At 71.0% G+C, this 24,803-nt stretch carries 23 protein-coding genes and 1 rRNA gene; 8 read left to right on the plus strand and 16 right to left on the minus strand.

Annotation, left to right across the window (positions count from 1 at the left end; all coding sequences use genetic code 11):
- Window positions 1-67 (plus strand): 5S ribosomal RNA (gene rrf / locus ABT354_RS38150); the annotation flags it as partial.
- A 187-nt stretch (window positions 68-254) separates the two neighbouring features.
- On the opposite strand, the gene ABT354_RS34665 is transcribed toward rrf, so the two are convergent.
- The 6 genes from ABT354_RS34665 to ABT354_RS34690 all read right to left on the minus strand — a co-directional run bounded on the left by ABT354_RS34665 (window position 255) and on the right by ABT354_RS34690 (window position 7,564).
- Window positions 255-1,811, minus strand: a complete 1,557-nt coding sequence (locus ABT354_RS34665) for a type VI secretion protein (RefSeq protein ID WP_351501325.1) — start codon at window positions 1,809-1,811, stop codon at window positions 255-257.
- A gap of 1 nt (window position 1,812) precedes the next feature.
- Window positions 1,813-3,249 (minus strand): ATP-binding protein, encoded by a 1,437-nt coding sequence (locus ABT354_RS34670; RefSeq protein WP_351501328.1) that lies wholly within the window; start codon window positions 3,247-3,249, stop codon window positions 1,813-1,815.
- 14 nt (window positions 3,250-3,263) lie between these two features.
- Window positions 3,264-4,823: an SCO6880 family protein gene (locus ABT354_RS34675; protein ID WP_351501330.1), complete on the minus strand. Its 1,560-nt coding sequence runs from the start codon at window positions 4,821-4,823 to the stop codon at window positions 3,264-3,266.
- Window positions 4,820-6,196, minus strand: coding sequence for a hypothetical protein (locus ABT354_RS34680; protein WP_351501332.1), 1,377 nt, complete (start codon window positions 6,194-6,196; stop codon window positions 4,820-4,822). The genes ABT354_RS34675 and ABT354_RS34680 overlap by 4 nt, the downstream gene beginning before the upstream one ends.
- Window positions 6,186-7,040, minus strand: a complete 855-nt coding sequence (locus ABT354_RS34685) for a DUF8175 domain-containg protein (protein WP_351501334.1) — start codon at window positions 7,038-7,040, stop codon at window positions 6,186-6,188. Before ABT354_RS34685 ends, ABT354_RS34680 begins: the two co-directional genes overlap by 11 nt.
- Before the next feature lie 215 nt (window positions 7,041-7,255).
- Entirely contained in the window at window positions 7,256-7,564 is a 309-nt protein-coding gene (locus tag ABT354_RS34690; RefSeq protein ID WP_351501428.1) for a DUF8827 family protein, read from the minus strand.
- A gap of 394 nt (window positions 7,565-7,958) precedes the next feature.
- On the opposite strand from ABT354_RS34690, the gene ABT354_RS34695 reads away from it, so the two are divergent.
- The 3 genes from ABT354_RS34695 (at window position 7,959) to ABT354_RS34705 (ending at window position 10,978) form a co-directional block, all read left to right on the plus strand.
- Window positions 7,959-8,780 carry an SAM-dependent methyltransferase gene (locus ABT354_RS34695; RefSeq protein ID WP_351501336.1) on the plus strand — a complete coding sequence of 274 codons (822 nt, stop codon included), beginning with the start codon at window positions 7,959-7,961 and terminating at the stop codon, window positions 8,778-8,780.
- 99 nt (window positions 8,781-8,879) lie between these two features.
- Window positions 8,880-9,866: a C40 family peptidase gene (locus ABT354_RS34700; RefSeq protein WP_502983559.1), complete on the plus strand. Its 987-nt coding sequence runs from the start codon at window positions 8,880-8,882 to the stop codon at window positions 9,864-9,866.
- A 356-nt stretch (window positions 9,867-10,222) separates the two neighbouring features.
- A complete protein-coding gene (locus ABT354_RS34705; protein WP_351501430.1) occupies window positions 10,223-10,978 on the plus strand; it encodes a phosphatase PAP2 family protein in 756 nt (251 codons plus the stop codon).
- A 107-nt stretch (window positions 10,979-11,085) separates the two neighbouring features.
- On the opposite strand, the gene ABT354_RS34710 is transcribed toward ABT354_RS34705, so the two are convergent.
- Both ABT354_RS34710 and ABT354_RS34715 read right to left on the minus strand, forming a co-directional pair.
- Window positions 11,086-11,349, minus strand: coding sequence for a hypothetical protein (locus ABT354_RS34710; RefSeq protein WP_351501340.1), 264 nt, complete (start codon window positions 11,347-11,349; stop codon window positions 11,086-11,088).
- Between the two features lie 202 nt (window positions 11,350-11,551).
- Complete coding sequence (locus ABT354_RS34715; RefSeq protein ID WP_351501342.1) at window positions 11,552-11,737, minus strand: hypothetical protein; 186 nt, start codon at window positions 11,735-11,737, stop codon at window positions 11,552-11,554.
- A gap of 143 nt (window positions 11,738-11,880) precedes the next feature.
- Here ABT354_RS34715 and ABT354_RS34720 point away from each other — a divergent pair, with 143 nt between their 5' ends.
- Window positions 11,881-12,780 carry an SCO4651 family lipoprotein gene (locus ABT354_RS34720; RefSeq protein WP_351501344.1) on the plus strand — a complete coding sequence of 300 codons (900 nt, stop codon included), beginning with the start codon at window positions 11,881-11,883 and terminating at the stop codon, window positions 12,778-12,780.
- 89 nt (window positions 12,781-12,869) lie between these two features.
- Window positions 12,870-13,085 (plus strand): hypothetical protein, encoded by a 216-nt coding sequence (locus tag ABT354_RS34725; protein ID WP_351501346.1) that lies wholly within the window; start codon window positions 12,870-12,872, stop codon window positions 13,083-13,085.
- Between the two features lie 154 nt (window positions 13,086-13,239).
- Here the strand turns inward: ABT354_RS34725 and ABT354_RS34730 are convergent, their stop codons facing one another.
- Complete coding sequence (locus ABT354_RS34730) at window positions 13,240-13,656, minus strand: metal-sensitive transcriptional regulator (protein WP_351501349.1); 417 nt, start codon at window positions 13,654-13,656, stop codon at window positions 13,240-13,242.
- A gap of 239 nt (window positions 13,657-13,895) precedes the next feature.
- On the opposite strand from ABT354_RS34730, the gene ABT354_RS34735 reads away from it, so the two are divergent.
- Together ABT354_RS34735 and ABT354_RS34740 are read left to right on the plus strand one after the other, a co-directional pair.
- Window positions 13,896-14,516, plus strand: coding sequence for a DUF47 domain-containing protein (locus ABT354_RS34735; protein ID WP_323451726.1), 621 nt, complete (start codon window positions 13,896-13,898; stop codon window positions 14,514-14,516).
- A gap of 5 nt (window positions 14,517-14,521) precedes the next feature.
- A complete protein-coding gene (locus ABT354_RS34740) occupies window positions 14,522-15,520 on the plus strand; it encodes an inorganic phosphate transporter (RefSeq protein ID WP_351501351.1) in 999 nt (332 codons plus the stop codon).
- Between the two features lie 324 nt (window positions 15,521-15,844).
- Here the strand turns inward: ABT354_RS34740 and pstB are convergent, their stop codons facing one another.
- The 7 genes from pstB to ABT354_RS34775 form a co-directional block, all read right to left on the minus strand.
- Entirely contained in the window at window positions 15,845-16,621 is a 777-nt protein-coding gene (gene pstB, locus ABT354_RS34745) for a phosphate ABC transporter ATP-binding protein PstB (protein WP_351501353.1), read from the minus strand.
- A gap of 29 nt (window positions 16,622-16,650) precedes the next feature.
- Window positions 16,651-17,727 carry a phosphate ABC transporter permease PstA gene (gene pstA / locus ABT354_RS34750; RefSeq protein WP_351501355.1) on the minus strand — a complete coding sequence of 359 codons (1,077 nt, stop codon included), beginning with the start codon at window positions 17,725-17,727 and terminating at the stop codon, window positions 16,651-16,653.
- Complete coding sequence (pstC, locus tag ABT354_RS34755; RefSeq protein ID WP_351501357.1) at window positions 17,724-18,728, minus strand: phosphate ABC transporter permease subunit PstC; 1,005 nt, start codon at window positions 18,726-18,728, stop codon at window positions 17,724-17,726. The genes pstA and pstC overlap by 4 nt, the downstream gene beginning before the upstream one ends.
- A gap of 107 nt (window positions 18,729-18,835) precedes the next feature.
- A complete protein-coding gene (gene pstS / locus ABT354_RS34760; protein WP_351501359.1) occupies window positions 18,836-19,963 on the minus strand; it encodes a phosphate ABC transporter substrate-binding protein PstS in 1,128 nt (375 codons plus the stop codon).
- Window positions 19,964-20,613: 650 nt separating this feature from the next.
- Window positions 20,614-21,051, minus strand: a complete 438-nt coding sequence (locus tag ABT354_RS34765) for an NUDIX hydrolase (RefSeq protein ID WP_351501361.1) — start codon at window positions 21,049-21,051, stop codon at window positions 20,614-20,616.
- A gap of 121 nt (window positions 21,052-21,172) precedes the next feature.
- On the minus strand, window positions 21,173-22,267 hold the full coding sequence (locus ABT354_RS34770; protein ID WP_351501363.1) for a CHAD domain-containing protein: 1,095 nt from the start codon (window positions 22,265-22,267) through the stop codon (window positions 21,173-21,175).
- Window positions 22,254-24,482 (minus strand): RNA degradosome polyphosphate kinase, encoded by a 2,229-nt coding sequence (locus ABT354_RS34775; RefSeq protein ID WP_351501365.1) that lies wholly within the window; start codon window positions 24,480-24,482, stop codon window positions 22,254-22,256. Before ABT354_RS34775 ends, ABT354_RS34770 begins: the two co-directional genes overlap by 14 nt.
- Window positions 24,483-24,803: the final 321 nt, after the last annotated feature.

Here is a 24,803-nt window from a genome sequence, read left to right on the forward strand (position 1 = left end):
AGCTAAGCCTTTCAGCGCCGATGGTACTGCAGGGGGGACCCTGTGGGAGAGTAGGACGCCGCCGAACAAATTTTGGGCCCCGGCCCCGATACCCTTTGATGGGTGTCGGGGCCGGGGCTATTTTGCGTTCCAGACCTTTTGACGAACGCACCGAACCGACCTCGACCCGACCGGGGGAGGGGCCTGACCCGAACCAGGGCGCCGGCCGCAGAGGTCGCAGCCTGCGTGCCGCAGGTTCTCGGGCTCTCGGGCTCTCAGCGGGGCAGGGGCTCCGCCCAGCGGGCGCGGGCCTGCTCGGGCGAGCGGAGCAGGGCGAGGGTCGGCAGTCCGTGGTCATGGCCCGAGGCCAGCAGCTCGGGGAGACGGGGGAGCGGGGCGACCGCCGCGATGTCCTCCAGGACGAGGCTCATTGGTGGGTCGAGCCGGCCGGCGGATGACCGTGCGGCCATGCGGCGGCCGTGCTCGACCACGTCTGCTGCCAGTGCCGTGAGCAGTGGCATCGCTCCTGGGTGGGACCGGGGGTCCTCGATGGACTCGCCCACCAGGTAAAGAGTTCCCCCCTCGTCCGCAAAAGAATCCAATGTGAGCGCATCAGTTCGGTTATGGGTGCATGCCTGACGGATATGGACCGACGACAGCGCGGCGAACGCCCTGGCCACCAACTGCTGGGCGACCTCACGGCGTTCGGGATGCGCGGTCAGCGCGGCCTCCAGAAGCCCGGCGAGTCCGCTCGCGGCCTTGGGGTTCGTCCGCAGCACACGGACGGCGTCCTGGGCGCCGCCGCCCTGGGCCCAGCGGTGGACCTGCTTGAAGGGGCGGCCGTCGAGCGCGGCGGCATGCAGCCAGCAGCGCAGCAGGGTCTCGGCGTTGTCGGCCATCGCCGCGTCCAGCAGGGCGCGCGGGCGGACGGGGGCGAGCAGGGCGGCGGCCCGTACCGCGGCGGTGTCGGCGTTCTCGCAGCCCGCCGTGGGGGACCAGTGGAGACGGTGGGGGGTGTCGCAGAGGTGGCCCGGGTCATAGACGAGGACGGGGCCGAGCTTGGCCCGGGCGTCCTTGGTCTCGGCCCAGACGGACGGGTCGGAGGTGATGACGAGCGCCGGTCCGGCCGCGTCCAGCAGGGCCGCCACGGCCGCGGCCCGGCGGATGCCGCCGGGCCCGTACACCACCCGGTGGGGAGAGTGCGGCGGGGCGGGCGGCGACGGTGGTACCGGTGGTACGAGGGGGCCCGGGGTCCCGGCCGTCGGGTACGGGACCGGTGGTGCGGGCTCCGGCTCCGGTCGCTGCCGGGGCGGCGCCGGGGGAGGTGTCCGCGGGCCGGGGTACGGCTGCCGGGGAGCCTCCTTGACCAGCGGCGGGACCGGCCGGCCGGGCGGTGGCTCGTACCCGCGGTCGCCGGGGTCGTACTCCTGGCGGGGCACGGGGGCCGGGTGGCGGTTGGCCCGTACCGCCTTCCAGCGGGCCAGGGTGCCCAGCACGAAGATGGCGAGGACCCCCAGAAGCATCAGCTCGCCGATGGCGAGGCCCCAGAACAGCCCGTACCCGGAGAGTGCTCCCTCGGGGGCCGAGGGCCAGGCGGCGGCCAGATCCTGGGGCTCGGTGATCAGTGAGCGGAGCGCGGGAGGGGCGTCGAGGAAGGTGACACCGTCCGGCCAGGAGCCATGGCTGAGGAGTGCGGCGAGCCCGGTGGCCGTCCAGGTGACCAGCAGGGAGCAGACGCCGAGTACGAGAACGCCCAGCAGCAGTCCGTCCGGGACGCCCCCGGTCCCGTCCTGGCCGGGGCGGGGGTGCCGGGGGTGCCGCTGGTCGCGCATCTCAGGCCACCGTGGACTCGGAGGACGGGGACGGGTCGGGGGATCCGTACTGGTGGCGCTCGATCAGGGCGGCGCGTTGCTCGGCCTCCCACTCGGCGGCCTGTAGCTCCTCGGAGAGGGTCGGTCCGGCGGGTACGGAGGACTCGGTCATGGCGCGGTCGGTGAAGACCAGGGGCCGTTCCGCCTCGGTGATCAGATGCTTGACCACCTGCACATTGCCGTTGACGTCCCAGACGGCGATGCCGGGGGTCAGGGTGGGGATGATCTCGACGGCCCAGCGGGGGAGGCCCAGGACCTGGCCGGTGGCGCGGGCCTCGTCGGCCTTCTGGGCGTAGATGGTCCGGGTGGACGCCATCTTGAGGATGGCGGCGGCCTCCTTGGCGGCGGCGCCGTCGACCACATCGGAGAGATGGTGGACGACGGCCACGAAGGAGAGGCCGAGCCGGCGGCCGAACTTCAGCAGCCGCTGGAAGAGCTGGGCGACGAAGGGGGAGTTGATGATGTGCCAGGCCTCTTCGACCAGGAAGATGCGCTTCTTCCGGTCGGGCCTGATCCAGGTGTGCTCCAGCCAGACGCCGACGATCGCCATCAGGATCGGCATGGCGATCGAGTTGCGGTCGATATGGGAGAGGTCGAAGACGATCAGGGGGGCGTCGAGGTCGATGCCGACGCTGGTGGGGCCGTCGAACATGCCGCGCAGATCGCCGTCGACCAGGCGGTCGAGGACCAGGGCGACATCGAGACCCCAGGCCCGTACATCGTCTATGTCGACATTCATGGCCTCCGCGGACTCGGCCTCGGGGTGGCGGAGCTGTTCCACGATGTCGGTGAGGACGGGCTGGCGGTTGGTGATGGTCTCGTTGACATAGGCGTGGGCGACCTTGAGGGCGAAGCCGGCGCGTTCGTCCAGGCCGTGGCCCATCGCCACCTCGATGATGGTGCGCAGCAGCGCCAGCTGGCCGGTGGAGGTGATCGACGGGTCGAGGGGGTTGAGCCGGATGCCGCCGTCGAGGGCGGTCATGGGGTCCAGGCGGATGGGGGTTATCCCCAGCTGTTGCGCGATCAGGTTCCATTCGCCGACGCCGTCCTCGCCCTGGGCGTCGAGGACGACGACCTGGCGGTCGCGGAACCGCAGCTGGCGCAGGACATAGGTCTTCTCCAGCGCCGATTTGCCGTTTCCGGACTCGCCGAGGACGAGCCAGTGGGGGGCCGGCAGCTGCTGACCGTACAGCTGGAAGGGGTCGTAGATGTACCCCTTGCCGCTGTAGACCTCACGCCCGATGATCACTCCGGAGTCGCCGAGGCCGGGGGCGGCGGTGGGCAGATAGACGGCCTGGGCCTGTCCGGTGGAGGTGCGTACGGGCAGCCGGCCCGTCTCCACCTTGCCGAAGACGAAGGAGGTGAAGGCCTCGGTGGCGGCGGACAGCGGATCACGCATGAGGATCAAGGCCCCTAACGGCGGATGCCGGTCGCGAACGGCAAGGTGTTCACAAAGGCCCGGTGGTGCTCGCGGTCGCACCACTCCAGCTTGAGATACGACTTCCCGGCCGAGGCCCGGATCGTCCGCTTGTCCCGGGCCAGGGCCTCGGGTGAACGCGACGACACCGTGATGTACCCGACGAGGTTGACCCCCGCGGCACCGCTGGCGAGATCTTCACCCCGCTGGTCGAGCCGGCCGTGGGCGGCGACGTCGCGGGGGTCGACGGTGCGGTTCATCTTGGCGGCGCGGCTGGCGTCGGCGGCGTCGTTGGTCTTCTCGGTGAGCATCCGCTCGATGGCGACCTCGGTGGGTTCGAGGTCCATGGTGACGGCGACGGTACGGATGACATCGGGGGTGTGGACGAGGAGGGGGGCGAGGAAGTTGACGCCGACGGGGGTCATCGGCCACTCCTTGACCCAGGCGGTGGCGTGGCACCAGGGGGCGCGGGTGGAGGACTCGCGGGTCTTGGCCTGGAGGTAGGTGGGCTCCATGGCGTCCAGCTCGGCGGGCCAGGCGTTGCGCTTGGTCATGGCCTGGATGTGGTCGATGGGGTGGTCCGGGTCGTACATGGAGTGCACGAGGGAGGCGAGCCGGCTCTGGCCGAGCGGCTGGCGCACCCGGATGTCGGCCTCGGCGAGCCGGGCGCAGATGTCGGTCAGCTCGCGGGCCATGACGACGGCGAGTCCGGCGTCCTTGTCGAGCCTGCGGAACCGGCCGCCGGTGGTGGAGGCGCGGGCGGCGCGGGCCATGGCCTGGGCCTCGGCGGCCAGTTCACGGGTGTAGTGCATACAGGCGACGAGATAGGCGCGGTGCTGCTCGCTGGAGGTGGAGACCATCGACTGGAGCTGGTCGTAGGAGTCGCGGAGCCACTCGGGGGAGTGGGCGTCGCCGCGCTGGGCGACGTCCTTGGCGTGGGCGTCGGGGTCGGCGGGGAGGGTGCGGGCGAGCATCTGGAGCCGGGTGACGAAGCCGTCGCCGTTGGCCACATGCTTGAGGAGGGTGCCGAAGCGGTCCACGAGGGCCTCTTGGTCCTCGCTGTCGCGGAGGCCGACGCCGGGGCCCTCGATCTCGATGGCGGCGGTGACGGTGCGGCGGTCGGCGTGGAGGAGGACGGCGATCTCGTCGGGGCCGAAGGGGGCGGAGAGCCAGCTGATGCGGCCGATGCCGGGAGGCGGGCCGATCTCGACCTCACGGCCGTCGAGGTGGGTGCCGGCCTCGGTGGCGCCGGAGCGGTAGACGGCGTTGGTGCGGACGGTGCGCTTGAAGCTGCGGTTGATCTCGAACCACTTGTAGAAGGTGCGGTGCTTGTACGGCACGTACACGGCGGCGAGGGCAAGCATCGGGAAGCCGACCAGGGCCACGATCCGCAGGGTGAGCATGGGGACGAGCAGTCCGCTCATCATGCCGAGGAACGCGCCGACGACGATCAGGGCGATCTCGCCGGTCTCGCGGTTCTTGCCGATGACCGCGTTCGGCCGGGCCCGGCCGATGAGATAGGTCCGGCGGGGCGTGATGGCGTGGGACTGCGTCAACGCCCTCCTCCTCCTGTGCTGTTGCGGTTGGTGTGCGGGGTGTTCGTGGTCGGGCGGGGCGCGCGGGGCGGGGGCGCGGCGGCTCCGCCGGGGAGCCCGCCGGAGGGGAGTCCTCCGCCTCCTCCGCCTCCTGTGTCGCCGGGGCGGCTGCTGTGGGCGGCGACTCCGCCGCTGACGGGGTTGGCCGGGCGGGGGGCGGTGCCGCCGCCTCCGCCGCCCGAGCCGTCGCCGCCGCGGGAGCTGTGGGTCTTGATGCCCTGGGAGACCAGGGCGGCGGGGGAGCTCATCACGGCGGCGGCGCGGTTCTCGACGCCGCCCTGGATGCGGTTGCTGCGGGAGGCGACGATCTCGTCGCCGAAGCCGGGGACGAAGCGGTAGATCATCGCGGAGGCGACGATCGCCAGGATGATGATGGCGAGGCCGGAGACGATGGAGGAGATGGCGTCGTTGTCGGCGGAGTCGGTGAGGGCGCCCGCGAGGCCGAGGACGATGGCGATGACCGGTTTGACCAGGATGATCGCGATCATGATGCCGGCCCAGCGGCGGACATTGCCCCACATGTTCTTGTCGACGAGCCCGGAGTAGACGACGACGCCGAGGAGGGCGCCGACGTAGAGCACGATCGCGCGGATGAAGAGTTCGAGGTAGAGGACACCGGCGGCGACGATGGTGACCAGGGAGACCACGATCTGCATGATCGGCCCGCCGCCGATCCCGTTGCCCTGTTTGAGGGCGGCGGAGAAGCTGCCGAAGAACTTGTCCGTCTGTTCGTCGGTGCCGCCGGTGATGACCTCGGTGATCCCGTCGGTCGCGGAGACCAGGGTGTAGAGGATCAGCGGTGTGAAGGCGGAGGCCAGCACCGTCAGCCAGAGGAAGCCGATGGCCTCGGAGACGGCGGTGGTGAAGGGGACGCCGCGGATCGCGCGCTTGGCGACGGCGAGCAGCCACAGGACGAGGGTGAGGACGGTGGTGGCGGCGAAGACGACGGCGTACTGGGAGAGGAAGGTGGGGTTGGTGAAGTCGACGGTGGCGGTGGACTTCACGGCCTTGGAGAGGGTGTCGACGGTCCAGGACGCGGCGTCGGTGCAGGCCCGGCCGAGGGCGCCGAGGGGGTCGGCGGCGTCGGTGGGGTTGAGTCCGCCGCGGGCTCCGCCGGGCTCACCGTTTCCGCAGTACTCCCGGGCGGGTCCTTCGACCAGCTCGCAGCGGTCGTTGGAGCTGGGTCGGGGGGTCGGGGTCGCCCCGGGGGATGTGGTGGTCGACGGAGCGGGCGTGGGGTTCGCCATGGCTCTGGACGCCAGAATGACCGCTGTCGCCTGGAGGGAGGCGAGTGCGGCGGTGACGGAGAGGACACGGCGTCGGTTATCGGGCATAGGTGAACCCGCCGAACTGCTGCACTGCATCGGCCATCTCCTTGGCGCCGGATGCGGTCTGGTCACGGCCGACCGGTACGGGGCCGTCCTTCTGGGTGTACCGGACGACCTTCCAGTCCCCGGCGGTCCACTTCAGTTGAAAGGTGTACGTGTACCAGCTCTGGGTGACCGGGTTCCTGGAGTTCTCCCCGGCCATGCCGAACAGCGCGGTGTACCAGACGGCGACCGTGGTCTCGGTGTCGCTGTACCGCTGGACCTGGGAGCCGAGGGGGGTGAAGCGGCTGACGAAGGTCATTCCGTCCGGGGCCGTTCCGTCGGCCCGCAGACCGATCCCGCTGAGGAATTCCTCTGTGTACACCTTGTCCAGGGCGGCGTGCCGTTTGTCGGCGGCGCCGGGTGTGTAGAGGGTGCTGACGACCCGTCGGCGCTGGTCACGGTCGTACATCCGGTCGGAGCCGAGGGCGGTGGTGAAGTTGGCGGCGGCGCTCTGCGCCCCCTGTTCGTCGCGGGCGTAGCCGGTCGGGATGCCCTCGGTCTCGGCCTTGACGGGCTGGACGCCGGTGGCGGCGGTGGCGTGGGGGCCGGGGCGCGCGTCGGGGGAGCCGGCGGCGGGGGTGTCGCCGTCGTCGTCCCTGTTCACGAATGCGATGGCGGCGACGAGCAGCACGACGACGGCCACGACGGCGATCATCGAGCGGGAGCTGCGCGGTGGGCGTCGGGCGGGGTGGGCGTCGGGGTCGGCGGTGCCGGGCAGCCGGGTGCGGGTCTGGCCGGTGCCGCCGAAGCCGTCGTCCGGGTGGCCGCCCGACTGGCCGCGGTAGCCGTGCTCGTCACCGAGGCTCATCTCGCGTACTTCCCCTCGCTCGGCCGGGACGGATGTTCTCCCCCGGCCCCGTGCGGTTCCATGCCGTATGACACGGAGTCATACGAAGACGGTAGCCGCGATGCTCGCCGCGCGGGCGCGGTGTGGTGACTCGACATCGGGGAGACGCAACCTCTGGGGGTGGGCCGGGCACACGGGGCGGGAGCGGAGGGCCTGGGCGGGTGGCTGAGCGGGGGTCAGACGGCCATGCCGTACACGATGGTGAAGACCGTGCCCAGCGAGCCGATGATGAACACACCCGTCAGTCCGGCGACGATGAGTCCCTTGCCCTGTTCCGCGCTGAAGGTGTCGCGCAGTGCCGTGGCGCCGATGCGCTGCTTGGCCGCGCCCCAGATCGCGATGCCCAGGCAGATCAGGATGGCCACCGCCATGACGACCTCGATCATCACCCGGGCCTCATTGCCCAGACTGCCGAAAGGCCCCCAATCCGGGGCGATTCCGCCAATGATGGTGTCGATTTCGCCCTTTTCGGCTGCCAGATACATAGGTAACTCACCGCCCCTGTCGGGTTGTTCGCTGTCCATGCCCGCTGTGTGGGGCATCGCTCTATCTTCGCTGATGAAACCGCCCGCGTATGCCGACTTGGCGGGTCTCTTTACCCGATCTCCGCACGTATGACCGAACCGGCCGCCCTGACCTGCGGGGAGCCCGGCCCGCCCGGTCCGCGAGGAGCCCGGACCGTCACTCTGTGTATCACGCTGCGTGACTCCGGGCAATGACTGTCGTTGCCCCACCTTTGGGGCGCTCCTCACGTTTCGGGCGCGCTGTGTCCGTTTTGATGGAGGGTGCGGATGTTCTGTCCCGGGGGTGGAGTGACGGCCGGTGCACGGGTCCGGGAGTTTTCCACAACCCCTGTCCGAGCGTGCGGACTTGGATACCGTGAGTCGTGTGACTGGATACGACGACTTACGGGACAGGATCGACACCACCCGTCCCCACACCGCCCGCATCTGGAACTACTGGCTCGGCGGCAAGGACAACTACCCCGTCGACCGTGAGGCCGGCGACCAGATCAGGGCCATCCACCCGGGCATAGGCGACTACGCCCTCGCCGACCGGCTCTTCCTCGGGCGCGCGGTGCACCATCTGGTCGCCGAGGCGGGGGTGCGCCAGTTCCTCGACATAGGCACCGGGCTGCCCAGCGCGGACAACACCCATGAGGTCGCCCAGCGGACCGCCCCCGAGGCCCGGGTGGTCTACGTGGACAACGACCCGCTGGTCCTCACCCACGCCCGCGCGCTGCTCACCAGCGCCCGCGAGGGCCGTACCGACTATCTGGACGCCGATCTCCGCGACGCCGACACGATCCTGGAGCGCGCCGCGGCCACCCTGGACCTCTCCCGCCCGGTCGCGCTGATGCTCCTCGGTGTCGTGATCTTCGTGGAGGACGACAAGGAGTCCTATGACATCGTGCGCCGGCTGATGGCCGAGCTGGCCCCCGGCAGCCATCTGGTGCTCTCCCACACCATCACCAGCCCGTCGATGCCCGATGTGGACGCCGCCGTCGCCTTCTGGAACGCGCATGGCACACCCCGGCTGACCCAGCGCACCCCCGCCCAGGTCGAGCGGTACTTCGAGGGCCTGGAACTGCTGGAGCCCGGGGTCGTCTCCTGCTCCCGCTGGCGGCCCGGGGAGGGGTCGGGCGAGCTGCCCGACGAGGTCGCGATGTTCGGAGGGGTGGCCCGGAAGGCATCCTCCTGATCGACGGCCGTCCCGCCTAGACTGATGCGGGATGTGCTACTCCCCCGGAGCGAAGGGTGGTTGACGGTGCGTAGGGCCTGGCTGGTCGTGGGTGTCTCCATGGGGGCGGCCCTGACATTCGTCGCCCTGCTGGTCGTCGGCACCTTCTCCGCCGCCGCGGGGATCTTCGGCGGCGCCGCCGACGGGCGGAACGGAGCGGTGGCCCTGGCCAAGGGGGCCGTGCCCGCCCGCTATCAGTCCCTGGTGCAGAAGTGGGGCAATCTCTGCCCGGCGATCAACCCCGCGCTGCTCGCCGCCCAGCTCTACCAGGAGAGCGGCTGGAACGCCCGGGCGCAGAGCCATGCCGCCGCCCAGGGCATCGCGCAGTTCATCCCCGGCACCTGGGCCGTGCACGGCATCGACGGGGACAAGGACGGCGACCGGGATGTCTGGGACCCGGCGGACGCGATTCCGTCGGCCGCCTCCTACGACTGCGCACTGGCCGGATATGTGAAGAAGGCCCCCGGTGACCCGACGAGCAATATGCTCGCCGCCTACAACGCCGGACCGTATGCCGTCATCCGGTACGGAGGGGTCCCCCCGTACCGGGAGACCCAGAACTACGTACGGATCATCCGCACCCTGGAGAAGAGCTTCGCCCGGCCGGTGGGGCGGGTCGAACCCTCGCGGCAGGCGGCGGGTGCGATCAACTTCGCCCAGCAGCAGCTCGGCACGGAGTATCTGTGGGGTGGCACCGGCACGGCCGAGCAGGACGGGCGCTTCGACTGTTCCGGGCTGAGCCAGGCCGCGTACCGCACCGTGGACATCGAGCTGCCCCGGGTGGCCAACGACCAGTACAACGCCGGGCCGCACCCCTCCCGGGAGGAGCTGCTCCCCGGGGATCTGGTGTTCTTCTCGGACGACCTCACCAACTCCCGTGCGATCCGGCATGTCGGCATCTATGTCGGCGGCGGATATATGATCAACGCTCCCCGCACCGGGGCCGTGATCCGTTTCGACAAGATCGACACCCCGGACTACTTCGGGGCCACCCGGGTCACCGAGGAGGGTGCGAAAGCGCTGCCGAAGTGGCCCGCAGGGGTCTGACGGAGCCGGCCGCCACAGCCGGAAAGGCTCGAAAAGAGCTGTGAAAGGCTCCCCAAGACCTGGACGGTCCCGGCAGGGCCCGGCTGAATCAGGGCCCTGAACTGCGGCGACGTATCTCTCTTCGGTAACGTCCTGGTGAGCGTTGGGTGGAGAGCGGAACACCCGGCGGAGATCAGCCGTTCCCTGGACGGAGCAGCCGTGCCGGCCATGCGGCCGTCATGGGGGAGCGGCGAAGGCGGTGCGCCTGCCCGCGTGCGGATCGCGACCGGGGTGTCCCGGGCGCGGGGGCGCGGACGGACACAGAGCAGTTTCAGGGCGAACAAGGCAAGGGGCCGCAGCAGATGGCTGGACTCGCAATGGGGGATCCCCTCGCGGAGCCGAGGACAGGGCTTCCGCTCGCCGAGGCGAGCGGCGGATCGGGCCCCGATCTCACCCTGCTCTATGAGATCAACGGCCTCTCCAAGGCCGCTCCGCCCTGGGTCGACAGCATCATGGGCTTCATCGGCGAGTACGGGATCATGTTCGGGCTCGGCCTGGTCGGGCTCGTGGCCTGGTGGACCGTGCGGAGCATCGGCAGCCGTGAGGACTCCATCGCCAATGTCGCCGGTCTGGCGTGGGCGCCGCTCGCCGCCGCGGCGGCGGTCGTGGTGAACATCCCGATCCGGGGCTTCGTCGAGCGCCCCAGACCCTTTGTCGACCACCCCAAGGAGTTGGAGGTGCTGGTCGAGGGGAAGACGGACTTCTCCTTTGTCAGCGATCACTCCACCATGGCGATGGCGCTGGCCGTCGGGATCTTCCTGGTCCACCGCAAGCTCGGCTTCGCCGCGCTGGCCCTCGCCTTCCTGGAGGGCTTCCTCCGTATCTATATGGGTGTCCACTACCCGACCGATGTCATCGGCGGGTTCGCACTGGGCACGGCGGTGACCCTGCTGCTCGCCCCGCTGGCGATGGCGCTGCTGACGCCGCTGGTGTCGGCCATCGCCGGTTCCAAGGTGGGCGGGCTGGTACGGGCGAAGAACCCCAAGGCGGGCCGGGGCGGACAGCGGAAGGGGTCCCTCGGGATTCCGGAGCCCCGGGCGGAGGAGGGCGGCGGGCGAGGCCTCGCGGCCTGAGCCGGACGCCGGAGCGCGCGAAGGAAACGAAGAAGTAGGACGCAGCAGAGGCCAGGGGCCGCGGGCGAGAAGCCCGCGGCCCCTGTGTCGTACTGGGGCGGGCGGGCTCAGCGGCGCCCGTTGCGGTTGCGGCGCTGATGGCGGCGGAGGATCACGGCGGTCCCGGCGGCGGCCACGGCCCCCGTGCCCAGGACCGACAGGGAGCTTTCGATGGGGCCGTCCGGTTTGGTCGCCGCCGCGATGGGCAGGGTGCCGGGGCCGTCCGAGGCGGCCGCGGCGGCGGAGGCGGTCGGGGGCAGGACGAGTGCGATGGCCGCGGTGGCGGTGACGGCGGCGAGCCGGCCGCCGCCAGCTATGGAGCGATGCGTCATGGTGAGGGTCCTCGGGTCGGAACGGGCCGTTTCCCCCAGCGCACCGCTCCTGCCGCCGCCCGGCCATCCGGACGCCCCCGTACGGGTCACCATGGCGCGAAGCGGGGCGACCGGAGGGACCAGTGCCGACCGGACGGAGCCGACCGGGCGGACCGCAGGCCGGCAGTGCGACCGGAGCGAACCGAGCCCGATCGGGTCCCGGTCAGATCTCGGGTGGGGCCGGCTGCGGGGCCGTATGACCGTGGGCGTCCGTACGGGCGCGTTCGCGCGAGCGGCGGGCCGGGCCCGTCCAGCCGCAGGAGCAGCGGGCCAGGGCGAACGCCCCGCGCTCGGTGGTCGTGGCGATATGCGCTGCCGGAGCACCGTCCGGCCCGTGGGGCTCAAGCACGGGGACCACGGTAGCGGGCCGTACCCCCCTGGGGGGCGCCCACCCGGGATCGCGTGACGGGCGGGCCGGGGGTCTCGTTAGGGGAGGCGGACGGCGGTCGCGCGGTGCGGCAGCGGTGGTCCGGTGTTGGGGGTTGGCAGGCGATGGCGGTGCGACGGCACGGACGCGGGAGCGTGACGGTCGCCGCCGTCGTCTCCCTCGCGGTGATGTGGGCCGGGGGCTGCTCCGGCGCGGGCGACGATGACGGCTTCCCGGGTGCTCCGGGTACGGGGAGCGGTGTCCCCACCGGGACCACGGCGGGCCGAGGGCGCCCGGCGGAGACGGCCGGTACCGGGGCTCGGGCGCTCGCCGAGATCCGGGGCGCCGCCGACACCCTGGTCGCGGCGGGCAGCGCCCGTACCCGTACCGCGATGGAGACCGCCGCGGGCGGCACCCGGGTGACCATCCGGGGCCACGGCGGCTATGACTTCCGGCGCCGTACCGGCCAGCTCACGGTGGTGCTGCCGCAGACCCCGGCCGGGGCGGACGACCGGCGTCCGGTCACCGAGCTGCTGACCGCCGGCGCCCTCTATATGAAGAACCGGGGCGCGGGTGTGCCCGCCGACAAGTGGGTACGGGTCGACACGGCCACCCTCGCCGACGGCAATCTCGTCACCGGGGGCGCCACCGACCCGCTCGCCGCCGCCGAGCTGCTGCGCGGTGTCCGGGAGCTGGTCGCGGTGGGTACGGAGGACCTCGGCGGGGTACGGGTGCGCCACTACCGGGGCAGTGTGGACATCGCGCGGGCGGCCCGGCTGGCGGGTCCGTACGCGCGGGCGGCGCTGGCGGCGGCGGTGAAAGGGTTCACCACCGATGTGGTGCCCTTCGATGTCCTGCTGGACGACGAGGGGCGGCTGCGGAAGGTGAGCTACCGCTTCACCTTCACCCATCGCGGGGCGACGGCGCCGGTCACCTCGGTCACGGAGCTGTTCGCCTTCGGCACCCCGGTGGTGGTGCGGCTCCCCGACCGGCGGGACATCTACACGGGAAGGATCAGGGGCTAAATGGTCCGGACGTGCCATGCGCGGTCCGTCGGCGACTCCCTACGCTAGGGAGTCGATGGGTCGATACCGGCAGGAAGAGGTGAACGAGCGTGGCTCCGCCCAGTACGACATTGGTCCAGGACCACGTGGCCCTCGCCGAGATCGAGCTGTGCGGTGATCTGATCATCGCGGCGTCGGCCGCGGAGGAGCCGCTGAGCTTCGCCCGGATCGACGAGGTGCTGAAGGTCGCGGCGGAGCGCCCCGGTGCCGGTGCGCCGGGCCGTCGCCCGCCGCCCGCGCTGACCGGCACCCGGCGAGGTCGGTGACGGGACGCCCGGGGACGACGGAGGGGGCACCCGGATCACCGGGCGCCCCCTCGTTCCGTACCGCTCGGGCCCGTACCCGTGAGGCCCGTACCGCACCGGCCCGTGTCCCCCGGACCCGTACCGCACCGGCCCCTCCCTGCCGGGCCCGTACCGCTCAGGTGCGCAGCAGCCGTGCGATGGCCTTGGTGGCCTCCTCGACCTTGGCGTCGATCTCGGAGCCCCCCTTCACCGCCGCGTCCGCGACACAGTGCCGCAGATGCTCCTCCAGGAGCTGGAGCGCGAACGACTGAAGGGCCTTGGTGGACGCCGAGACCTGGGTGAGTATGTCGATGCAGTAGACGTCCTCGTCGACCATCCGCTGAAGGCCCCGGATCTGCCCCTCGATCCGCCGCAGTCGCTTGAGGTGCTCGTCCTTCTGGTGGTGGTAGCCGTGGTGCGCGTGTCCCTGCGCCGCGTCCTGTCCCTGGTCCTGTCCCTGGTCCTGTCCGGTACCCCGGTCGCCGCCGGCCGGTCCGTCCGCCGTCGCGGTGGTGTCCGTGACCGGGGGGCCGGCCGCCTCGGTGGTCGTCATCGGTTCCTCCCGTTGTCGTGCGCTCTGTGTCCGAAAATGGTCTGTCCGAAGCTCGGGGTCATATACCCCTCATGGGTATAGGTTACCGAACCGTGCGCCAAAGGGTCGGCAGATGCCCGTGGGGGCCCCTGCTCATCCGGCGTTTCCATGGGCGACACTGAGGAACACCGGTTGGCCGTGGCCGGATGAATGCGCCTAGCATCAGCGTGTCCGAACCCTGAGCATCCTGAGGACCCCACGTGCGATTTCGTCTGACCCCCCGGGAGACGAGCTTCTACGACATGTTCGCCGCGTCCGCGGACAACATCGTCACGGGCTCCAAGCTCCTGATGGAGCTGCTCGGGGCCGAACCGTCCGCACGTGCCGAGATCGCGGAGCGCATGCGGGCGGCGGAGCACGCGGGCGACGACGCCACCCATGCCATCTTCCACCAGCTGAACTCCTCGTTCATCACGCCGTTCGACCGTGAGGACATCTACGCCCTCGCCTCGTCCCTCGACGACATCATGGACTTCATGGAGGAGGCGGTCGACCTGGTCGTCCTCTACCAGGTCGAGGAGCTTCCCAAGGGCGTCGAGCAGCAGATCGAGGTGCTGGCGCGGGCCGCCGCGCTCACCGCCGAGGCGATGCCGCATCTGCGCACCATGGACAACCTCACCGAGTACTGGATCGAGGTCAACCGCCTGGAGAACCAGGCCGACCAGATCCACCGCAAGCTGCTCGCCACGCTCTTCAACGGCAAGTACGACGCCATCGAGGTACTGAAGCTCAAACAGATCGTGGATGTGCTGGAGGAGGCGGCCGACGCCTTCGAGCATGTGGCCAACACCGTGGAGACCATCGCGGTCAAGGAGTCCTGAAGCTCGTGGACACCTTCGCCCTGATCGTGACCATCGGTGTCGCGCTCGGCTTCACGTACACCAATGGTTTCCACGACTCCGCGAACGCCATCGCCACCTCCGTCTCCACCCGGGCGCTGACGCCCCGCGCCGCGCTGGTGATGGCGGCGGTGATGAATCTGGGCGGGGCCTTCCTCGGCCAGGGAGTGGCCGAGACGGTCAGTGAGGGCATCATCGCCACCCCGCAGGGCAGCCAGGGGATGGGCATCCTCTTCGCCGCGCTCACCGGGGCGATCGTCTGGAACCTGATCACCTGGTACTTCGGTCTGCCGTCGTCCTCGTCGCACGCGCTCTTCGGCGGCATGGTGGGCGCGGCCCTCGCGGGCGGCACGGAGGTGATCTGGTCCGGGATCCTGGAGAAGATCGTCATCCCGATGTTCGTCTCGCCGGTGGTCGGCCTGGTGATCGGCTATCTGGTGATGGTCGCCATCATGTGGGCCTTCCGCAACGCCAATCCGCACAAGGCGCGCCGGGGCTTCCGGATGGCGCAGACGGTCTCGGCGGCGGCCATGGCGCTCGGCCACGGCCTCCAGGACGCGCAGAAGACCATGGGCATCGTGGTGATGGCCCTGGTCATCGCCGATGTGCAGGAGAGCGGGGACGAGATCCCGATCTGGGTGAAGGTCGCCTGTGCGGTGATGCTCTCGCTGGGGACGTACGCGGGCGGCTGGCGGATCATGCGGACCCTCGGGCGCAAGATCATCGAGCTGGATCCGCCCCAGGGGTTCGCGGCGGAGACCACGGGGGCCTCGATCATGTTCGGCTCCGCGTTCCTCTTCCACGCGCCGATCTCCACCACCCATGTGATCACCTCGGCGATCATGGGCGCGGGGGCGACCAAGCGGGTCAACGCGGTCCGCTGGGGTGTCGCCAAGAACATCGTCCTGGGCTGGTTCATCACCATGCCGGCGGCGGCCGCGGTGGCCGCGCTGAGCTACGGCGTGATCTGGCTGGTCTTCTCCTGACCACCGGTCCGTTACGGGTGGCTCCGCCCGCGTAGCCGGTACGGGTACGGGCGGCCGCGCCCACCCCACCGGTACGGGTACGGGTGGCCCCAGGGCGTCCCCCCAGGCGTGCGGGCGGCCCCAGGGAGTACCGGAGGGACCCAGGCCGTACGGGCAGGGACCCAGGGCGTACAGAGGGACCCAGGGCATACGGAGAGGCCCGCCCCCCTGGGAGAGGGGCGGGCCCTTCGCCTCGTGCGATGGCACCGCCATGCAGCACCGCCAAGACGTCTCGATGGCCGGGGGACCCCTGCCCGGGGGCGGGGTCGGCTTCCGGCGGCCGGGTCAGCCGAAGCGACCCGAGATGTAGTCCTCCGTCGCCTGCACCGAGGGGTTCGCGAAGATCCGCTCGGTCTCGTCGATCTCGATCAGCTTGCCCGGCTGCCCCACGGCCGCCAGGTTGAAGAAGGCCGTACGGTCCGAGACCCGGGCCGCCTGCTGCATGTTGTGGGTCACGATGACGATCGTGAACCGCTCCTTCAGCTCGCCGATCAGGTCCTCGATCGCCAGCGTCGAGATCGGGTCGAGGGCCGAGCAGGGCTCGTCCATCAGCAGCACCTCGGGCTCGACCGCGATGGCGCGGGCGATGCACAGCCGCTGCTGCTGACCGCCGGAGAGGCCCGAGCCGGGCTTGTTCAGCCGGTCCTTGACCTCGTTCCAGAGGTTGGCGCCCCGGAGCGACTTCTCCACGACATCGCTGAGCTGGTTCTTCTTGTACGAGCCATTGAGCCGCAGCCCCGCCGCCACATTGTCGAAGATCGACATGGTGGGGAAGGGGTTGGGCCGCTGGAAGACCATTCCGACGGTGCGGCGCACCGCGACCGGGTCGATCTGGGGTCCGTACAGATTCTCGTCGTCGAGGAGCACCTTCCCCTCGACCCGGCCACCCGGGGTGACCTCGTGCATCCGGTTGAGGGTGCGGAGGAAGGTGGACTTGCCGCAGCCGGAGGGGCCGATGAAGGCCGTCACCGAGCGGGGCTCCACGGTCATCGAGATGTCCTCGATGGCCTTGTGGGAGCCGTAGTAGGCGGTCAGGCCGCTGACGTCGATTCGCTTGGCCATGTTCTTAGATCACTTCCAGAGAGCCGCGGTCAGCGGCCGGTCTTCGGGGCCTTCCAGCGGGCGATGCCGCGGGCCACCAGGTTGAGGAGCATGACGAACGCGATCAGGACCAGAGCCGCGGCCCAGGCGCGGTCGTAGGAGGCCTCGCTGCCGACGCGGTACTGCTCCCAGATGTAGAAGGGGAGCGACGACTGCGCGCCTTCGAACGGGTTGCTGTTGATCAGCTGGCTGCCGAAGACCAGCAGCATGATCGGGGCGGTCTCACCGGCGATACGGGCCACCGCGAGCATCACCCCGGTGGTGATACCGCCCAGCGCGGTGGGGATGACCACCTTGAGGATGGTCCTCCACTTGGGGACGCCGAGGGCGAGCGATGCCTCGCGCAGCTCGTTGGGGACGAGCTTGAGCATCTCCTCGGTGGAGCGGACCACGACCGGGACCATCAGGATGGCCAGCGCCAGCGCGCCCATCAGACCGGACGGCGGCAGCTCGAACATCAGCATGATCGACAGCACGAAGAGGCCCGCGACGATCGACGGGATGCCCGTCATGACATCGACGAAGAAGGTGACGGCCTTGGCGAGCGCGCCCCGGCCGTACTCGACCAGATAGACCGCGGTGAGCAGGCCGACCGGGACCGAGATGGCGGTGGCGATGCCGACCTGCTCCAGGGTGCCGACGATGGCGTGGTAGACGCCGCCGCCCGCCTCGAAGCCGGGGACCCCGGCCATGGAGTGGGTCAGGAAGTAGCCGTCGAGGACCTTGATGCCCCGGCTGACGGTCACCCAGATCAGCGAGAGCAGCGGGACGACGGCGAGGATGAAGCAGACCCAGACGATGCTGGTGGCCAGCCGGTCCTTGGCCTGGCGGCGGTTCTCGACCAGCGAGGTCGCCACATAGGAGATGGCCACGAAGAAGAGGGCGGAGACCAGGCCCCACTGGGTCCTGCTCTGCCAGCCGGCGACGGCGCCCAGACCGCAGCCCAGGGCGGCGGCGGCGGCGGCGAAGCCGAGCGGGGCCCAGCGGGGCAGCGACCGCGCGGTCAGCGGGGACGCCGGGGGCGGCGGCGTGGGGAGCGGCCGGTTCTGTACGGCTGTCTGGCTCATGCGTTGGCCCCCGAGTACTCCTTGCGGCGGGCGATGATCAGTCGGGCCGCGCCGTTGACCAGCAGGGTGAGGACGAAGAGGACGAGACCGGAGGCGATCAGGGCGTCCCGGCCCAGCTCATTGGCCTCGTCGAACTTCGCCGCGATGTTCTGGGCGAAGGTGCCCCCGCCGGGGTCGAGCACATGCAGCGAGATCACAAAGCTGGGGGAGAGGACCGTGGCGACGGCCATGGTCTCGCCGAGCGCGCGCCCGAGGCCCAGCATCGACGCGGAGATGACACCGGAGCGGCCGAAGGGGAGCACCGCCATCCGGATGACCTCCCAGCGGGTGGCGCCCAGGGCCAGGGCGGCCTCCTCGTTGATCCGGGGGACCTGGAGGAAGACCTCGCGGCTGACGCTGGTCACGATCGGCAGGATCATGATGGCGAGCAGGATGCCCACGGTGAAGAGCGAGCGGGCGACGCCGATCTCGGTCTTGTCGAAGATGTAGGTCCAGCTGAAGTAGTCGTCCAGCCAGAGGTTGAGTCCTTCGAGGTACGGCACCAGGAAGAGGGCTCCCCAGATGCCGTAGATGATCGACGGGACGGCGGCCAGCAGGTCGACCACGTACGCGATCGGCGCGGCGAGCCGGCGCGGCGCGTAGTGCGAGATGAACAGCGCGATGCCGACGGCGATCGGTACGGCGATCACCATCGCGATGATGGAGCTGAGGACCGTGCCGAAGAGGAGGACCGCGATACCGAAGACCGGCGGGTCGCCGGCCGGGTTCCAGTCGAAGGTGGTGAGGAAGTTGCCCTCGTCCTGCGAGATGGCGATGGCGGCGCGGTACGCGAGGAACGCGGCGATCGACGCCATGATCACCAGGAGCAGGATGCCCGAGCCCCGGGAGAGCGCGAGGAAGATCTTGTCCCCCGCGCGCCCGGTGGAGGGCGCCTTCTTCTCCGGGGCGACCGGCGGAGCCTGCGTCGGCGGAGGTGAGTCTATGGGTGTGGTGGATGCCATGGTCTTTCCGGTCTGTGTGGGGGAGAGCGGCGGCCTCCCCTGGCGGCGGTGCACCGGAGGGTTGGGGCGGGCGGGGGCCGGTGGGCCCCCGGCCGCCCCGGGTGTCGTTACTTCAGACCCGCGACGGTCTCGCGGACCTTGGCGTTGATCTCGGCGGGGATCGGGGCGTAGCCGTGCTCGGTGAGGATCTTCTGGCCGTCGGCGCTCGCGGCGTAGCCGAGGAAGGACTTCACCGTGCTGAGGGTGTCGGCCTTGTTGCCGGTGTCGCAGACGACCTCGTAGGTGACGAGGACGATCGGGTAGGCGCCCTCGGCCTTGGTGGTGTAGTCCAGCTCCAGGGCGAGGTCCTTGCCGGTGCCCACGACCTTGGCGGCGGCGATGGCCTTGGAGGCGTTCTCCGAGGTGGCGGCCACCGGGGCGGCGGCGCCGGTCGCGATGCTCACGGTGGGGATGGACTGGGAGGTGGCGTACGACAGCTCGAAGTAGCCGATGGCGCCGTCGACCTGCTTGACCTGGGCGGCGACACCGGAGGAGCCGGAGGCGGCCTGGCCGCCGGGGGCGGGCCACTTCTTCTCGGCCTCGTAGGGCCACTCGGACTTGGCGGTGGCGCCGAGGTACTTGCCGAGGTTCTGGGTGGTGCCGGAGTCCTCGGAGCGGTGGAAGGCCTGGATCTGCTTGTCGGGCAGGGTCGCGTTCTTGTTGAGCGCGGCGATGGCCGGGTCGTTCCACTTCTTGATCTTGTTGTTGAAGATCTTGGCGATCGTCGGCGCGTCGAGGACGAGGTTGTCGACGCCGGAGAGGTTGTAGCCGAGTGCGATCGGGCCGCCGACCATCGGCAGGTTGATGCCCTGGCCGCTCTTGCAGATCTTCTGCGACTCCTCGACCTCATCGGGCTTGAGCGCGGAGTCGGAGCCGGCGAAGCCGACGGTGCCCTGGTTGAAGGCGACGATGCCCTCACCGGAGGAGGACGACTTGTAGTTGATCTCCACGCCCGAACAGGCGGCCATGTAGTTCTTGACCCAGAGGTCCATGGCGTTCTTCTGGGCGCTGGAACCGGAGGCGAGAAGCTTGCCCTGGGCGCCCTCGCACGAGATGTTCGAGGCGGCGGTGGTCTTGTCGCCGCCGCCGCTCCCGGCGTTGTCGTCCGAGCCGCACGCCGTGAGAACCAGGACGCCGGAGACGGCGAGGGCGCCGAGCGCGGTGGCGCGAAGCCTGTTCTTGCGCTGAAGCTTCACTTTCCAGTGTTCCTTCCAGAAGCCCGCCGGTGCGCCTGCCCGTCCAAGGTGCGGGCGTGCCGTCGCGGCGTGGGTCGGTGATGACGGGGAGCCGGTCCGATGCCGGTCACCGCATAGGGCCGAAATTAAGCAGATCAGGTGACGGGGCCCATGGGGGCGAGTGAACGGCAGGTGAACCGTGTCGGGCGGCTGGGTGCCCGCTCCGCGCTGTGTGAACAGGGGATGCGGAGGGTGCCGTACGCCCCGGTGGACGCCTGCCGTACCGCGGGTGCGAGCCGGTGGCTCCTGTCCCTGGGGGAACGCCCCTCGGCGCCCCCGCCGGGTCTGTGCCGGGCCGGGTCGGCCGGGCTCAGCCGTGCCGGGATATGGGCGGGACCGGGCCGGGTCGGCGCCCGGAGGGGGCGCGCCGGTCCGCACGGCGGGGAGGGGATACGCGCATGATCCGGGACCGTACACCGATCGGCCGGGCCGGTGGTCCGGGGCATCGCCCCTTGGAGCACCGGCCCGGCCGGCCCGATGGATCCGGAACGCCGGACCGCTGCCCCGCGGTCGCGCCGGGTCCTCCGGTGCCCCGGGCCCGCGCGTCGTCGCGGGCGATGTCCCCCGTCCACACCGAGGTGATGTCCGGGGTGGGGACCGTGAAACGGGTACTACCGGGCGGGCTCGGCGTCCGCCGGGCGCAGTGCGGCGAGGAGGGCGCTCACCAGCTCACGGTCGCGCTCCTGGGTGAGCCGTCCGCGCGCCGCGTGCGGGTCGAGCCACACCACCCGGTCGACCTCGCCGTTGGGGACGAAGCCGCCGCCGGTGGCCTCGGCGGCCCAGTAGCGGACCTCCTTGGGCCGGCCCTCGACGGGGTAGCGCACGGTGGGCAGTTCGGGCCCGAGGGCGCAGCGGGTGCCGGTCTCCTCCAGCACTTCGCGCCGGGCGCCCGCGCGGGCTTCCTCGCCGCGCTTCAGCTTGCCCTTGGGGTGGGACCAGTCATCGTATTTCGGCCGGTGTACGAGGCAGATCTCCACACCCGCGCCCGGGTGGGGTGAGTGCCGCCAGAGTACGCACCCGGCCGCGTGCACGGTTCCGTTCGCTGCCATTGGGCCTCCCTTCAGCCCCCGTAGCCACCGGCCCGGTCCGCCCCGGCCGGTGTGTTTCCGTTGGCGCCTCCGTTGGCGCTTCCGTTGGGGTTTCCGTATCTCACAGGCCTGTTTCTGTATCTCATGCGCCCGCTCTCACCGTGGTGGAGTTCTGCCAGACCTCCTGGAAGGCGAAGCGGGCGGCTTCCACCTCATGGCGCTGGTCGGCGTGGAGCACCCCGAGGACATAGGCGGTCGCGGGGGCGATCCGGGGGGTACGGGCGGCGCTCGCCGCGGTGGCGGCGGCCTCGGCGGCGTCCCGGTGCCGGTCGAGGAGGAGGCCGGCTCTTCCCAGGGCCGGGTCGGCGCCGGGGCCGAGGACCTCCAGGGCGTAGCGGTGCAGCCGCAGCAGGGAGCGGACCCGGTGCCAGGGGGCGTCCTGGGTCTCCTCGGCGGGGGCGCCGGTGGGCCCGGAGAGGAGGGCGTCCGCGGTGTAGGCGTGTCCGGCGCGGCCGAGCGGCAGGGCGTCGGCCGCGTCGAGGAGTCGCCGCTGGGCGCTCTCGGCGGCGGGGTGCAGGGGTCCGGCGGCGGGGACGAGGGGGAGTTCGGAGGCGAGGACGGCGACGGCGTCGGCGACGGCGTGGAAGCGGGCGGAGCCCAGGGCCTGGAGGGTGGTGGAGTGGGCCCGGCTCCGGGCGAGGGTCAGCTGCCGCTCCAGCAGGGCGGCGGCGCGGGCGGCGCCGAGGGTGAGCTGTCCGTGTCCGGTGCCGCTCCCGGCGCGGGCCCGGCCGCCGCTGCCCCGGGGCCCCTGCGCCGTGCGGTCCCCGTCCGGGGTGTTCTCCGTGCCGGAGAGCCGGGAGAGCGCGGTCAGCAGCCGGTCCAGCCGTTCGGTGCAGGCGTGTTCCTGGGCGAGGGTGCCGGAGAGCCAGGAGAGTTCGGCACGGAGGCCGTCCGCCCAGACGGGGTCGAGCAGCGGCCGGAAGGTGTGCAGGGTCCCGGCGATCCGCCGGGCCGTCCTCCGCAGCGAGCGGGCGGCGCCGGCCGCCGCCGTGGTGTCCGCGCCGCTCTCGCCGTGCTGCCGCAGCCCGCGCAGGAACTCGCCCGCGTGGGTGTGCAGATAGCCGGTGAGGGGGTCCCCCGCACCGGCGCGGGCGTCCGCCGCACCGGCGCGGGGGCGGTGCCCCGGCGCCGGTGGCCCCGGCTGGGCGGGGAGGCAGGACAGTTCAGGGTTGGGCACGCCTTCGCCTCCGGGCGTCGATGAGCATCTCCTGGACATGACGCAGCGGCTGGCCTTCCGGGTCGGTCGCGTGGCGGGTCCAGGAGCCGTCCGGACCCAGGTGCCAGGAGGTGGTGGTGTCGGCCATCCCGGTCTCCAGGAACCGGGTGAGCGCCGCGCGGTGGGCCGGGTCGGTGACCCGGACGAGCGCCTCGATCCTGCGGTCGAGGTTGCGGTGCATCATGTCGGCGCTGCCGAACCACACCTCGGGTTCGCCGCCGTTGCCGAAGGCGAAGACCCGGGAGTGCTCCAGGAAGCGGCCGAGGACGGAGCGGACCCGGATGTTCTCGGACATGCCGGGGACACCCGGGCGTATGGCGCAGATGCCCCGTACCCAGATGTCGACGGGGACGCCCGCCATGGCGGCCCGGTAGCAGGCGTCGATGATCGCCTCGTCCACCATGGAGTTGACCTTGATACGGACATAGGCGGGGCGTCCGGCGCGGTGGTGGGCGGCTTCCTTGTTGATACGGGAGACCAGGCCGTCGCGGAGGGACTTGGGGGCGACCAGGAGCCGTCGGTAGGTCTCCCGCCGGGAGTAGCCGGAGAGCCGGTTGAAGAGGTCGGAGAGGTCGGCGCCGACCTGCGGGTCGGCGGTGAGCAGCCCCAGGTCCTCGTAGAGGCGGGCGGTCTTGGGGTGGTAGTTGCCGGTGCCGACATGGGAGTAGCGGCGCAGGGTGTCGCCCTCCTGGCGTACCACCAGGGAGAGCTTGCAGTGGGTCTTGAGGCCGACGAGTCCGTAGACGACATGGCAGCCGGACTCCTCCAGCTTCCGGGCCCACTTGATGTTGGCCTGTTCGTCGAAGCGGGCCTTGATCTCGACCAGGACGAGGACCTGCTTGCCGGATTCGGCGGCGTCGATCAGGGCGTCGACTATGGGGGAGTCGCCGGAGGTGCGGTAGAGGGTCTGCTTGATCGCGAGGACGTCGGGGTCGGCCGCGGCCTGTTCCAGGAAGGCCTGGACGGAGGTGGAGAAGCTGTCGTACGGGTGGTGCAGCAGGACGTCCCGTTCGCGCAGCGCCATGAAGATGTCGGGGGCGGAGGCGGATTCGACCTCGGCGAGGTCGCGGTGGGTCCCGGCGATGAACTTGGGGTACTTCAGCTCGGGCCGGTCCAGTGAGGCGATCCCGAAGAGGCCGGTGAGGTCGAGCGGTCCGGGCAGCGGGTAGACCTCCGCGTCGGAGATCTTCAGCTCCCGTACCAGCAGGTCCAGGACGTACGGGTCGATGGACTCCTCGACCTCCAGCCGGACCGGCGGCCCGAAGCGGCGCCGCATCAGCTCCTTCTCCAGGGCCTTCAGCAGATTCTCGGCGTCGTCCTCCTCGACCTCCAGGTCCTCGTTCCGGGTGACCCGGAACATGTGGTGGGCGAGGACCTCCATGCCGGGGAAGAGCTCTTCCAGATGGGCCGCGATGACGTCCTCCAGCGGGACGTACCGCTGGGGCGAGGCCTCCAGGAAGCGGGAGAGCAGCGGCGGGACCTTCACCCGGGCGAAGTGGCGGTGGCCGCTGACCGGGTTGCGGACGACGACGGCCAGGTTGAGGGAGAGGCCGGAGATGTACGGGAAGGGGTGCGCGGGGTCGACGGCCAGAGGGGTCAGTACGGGGAAGATCTGCTGGCGGAAGAGGGTGAAGAGGCGCGCCTGCTCCTTCTCGGTGAGGTCGGGCCAGCGGATGAGGTGGATGCCCTCGTCGGCGAGGGCGGGGGAGACGTCCTGCTGGAAGGTGGCGGCGTGCCGGGCCATCAGCTCGCGCGAACGGGTCCAGATCAGGTCGAGCACCTCGCGGGGCTGGAGTCCGGAGGCGGAGCGGGTGGCGACGCCGGTGGCGATGCGGCGCTTGAGTCCGGCGACCCGGACCATGAAGAACTCGTCCAGGTTGGAGGCGAAGATCGCCAGGAAGTTGGCGCGCTCCAGGAGGGGGGTGGTGGGGTCCTCGGCGAGTTCGAGGACGCGTTCGTTGAAGGCGAGCCAGCTGCGTTCCCGGTCGAGGAAGCGGCCCTGGGGCAGCTCGGTGCCGGGGGCGACGCGCTCCTCCTCGTATCCGTCGAGGTCCGCGTCGAGATCCGGCTCCAGATCGGAGACGGTGGCGGCGACGGTGTGCGGTCGGCGCGCGGCTATGGAGCCGATGGACGGCTGGGGGTGCTGGACCGATGCCTCGGCAGGCTGCTGACTCATGAACCCATTCTTCCGCGTAAAGGCGGAGAGAGGCGCGTCGGAGGGCAGAGGAATGATCATGCCGTCGCGCGAGGGGCCGCGGGGGCGGCGGCCGGGGTCCGGGTCGGGGGCAGCGGGCTGCATGGGGTGAGGGTCCCAGCGCCGTCTGAATGGCCGGTAACAACAGGGTGACCGGAAGGAAGCGGGCCGGGGCCGGGCGGGGTACGGGGGCCTGAGCTGCGGCGGGGCGCCGGTGCGGGTGGGAGGCGTGGGGCGGCCGGGGTGCGGGTGATCTTCGCGGGGTGGGTGTGCTGTCCGGATTCCACCAGGGGTGTGACCGCT

The sequence above is a fragment of the Streptomyces sp. NPDC000594 genome (assembly GCF_040299965.1).
Classification (GTDB): domain Bacteria; phylum Actinomycetota; class Actinomycetes; order Streptomycetales; family Streptomycetaceae; genus Streptomyces.

Coding starts and splice junctions, on each gene's coding strand:
- ABT354_RS34680 (WP_351501332.1), bottom strand. CDS start 6,196: ATGCCCGATAACCGACGCCGTGTCCTCTCCGTCACCGCCGCACTCGCC.
- pstC (WP_351501357.1), bottom strand. CDS start 18,728: ATGGCATCCACCACACCCATAGACTCACCTCCGCCGACGCAGGCTCCG.
- ABT354_RS34775 (WP_351501365.1), bottom strand. CDS start 24,482: ATGAGTCAGCAGCCTGCCGAGGCATCGGTCCAGCACCCCCAGCCGTCC.
- ABT354_RS34710 (WP_351501340.1), bottom strand. CDS start 11,349: ATGACGCATCGCTCCATAGCTGGCGGCGGCCGGCTCGCCGCCGTCACC.
- ABT354_RS34720 (WP_351501344.1), top strand. CDS start 11,881: ATGGCGGTGCGACGGCACGGACGCGGGAGCGTGACGGTCGCCGCCGTC.
- ABT354_RS34700 (WP_502983559.1), top strand. CDS start 8,880: ATGGGGGCGGCCCTGACATTCGTCGCCCTGCTGGTCGTCGGCACCTTC.
- ABT354_RS34765 (WP_351501361.1), bottom strand. CDS start 21,051: ATGGCAGCGAACGGAACCGTGCACGCGGCCGGGTGCGTACTCTGGCGG.
- ABT354_RS34685 (WP_351501334.1), bottom strand. CDS start 7,040: ATGAGCCTCGGTGACGAGCACGGCTACCGCGGCCAGTCGGGCGGCCAC.
- pstB (WP_351501353.1), bottom strand. CDS start 16,621: ATGGCCAAGCGAATCGACGTCAGCGGCCTGACCGCCTACTACGGCTCC.
- ABT354_RS34670 (WP_351501328.1), bottom strand. CDS start 3,249: ATGCGTGATCCGCTGTCCGCCGCCACCGAGGCCTTCACCTCCTTCGTC.
- pstA (WP_351501355.1), bottom strand. CDS start 17,727: ATGAGCCAGACAGCCGTACAGAACCGGCCGCTCCCCACGCCGCCGCCC.
- ABT354_RS34690 (WP_351501428.1), bottom strand. CDS start 7,564: ATGTATCTGGCAGCCGAAAAGGGCGAAATCGACACCATCATTGGCGGA.
- ABT354_RS34705 (WP_351501430.1), top strand. CDS start 10,223: ATGGGGGATCCCCTCGCGGAGCCGAGGACAGGGCTTCCGCTCGCCGAG.
- ABT354_RS34730 (WP_351501349.1), bottom strand. CDS start 13,656: ATGACGACCACCGAGGCGGCCGGCCCCCCGGTCACGGACACCACCGCG.
- ABT354_RS34665 (WP_351501325.1), bottom strand. CDS start 1,811: ATGCGCGACCAGCGGCACCCCCGGCACCCCCGCCCCGGCCAGGACGGG.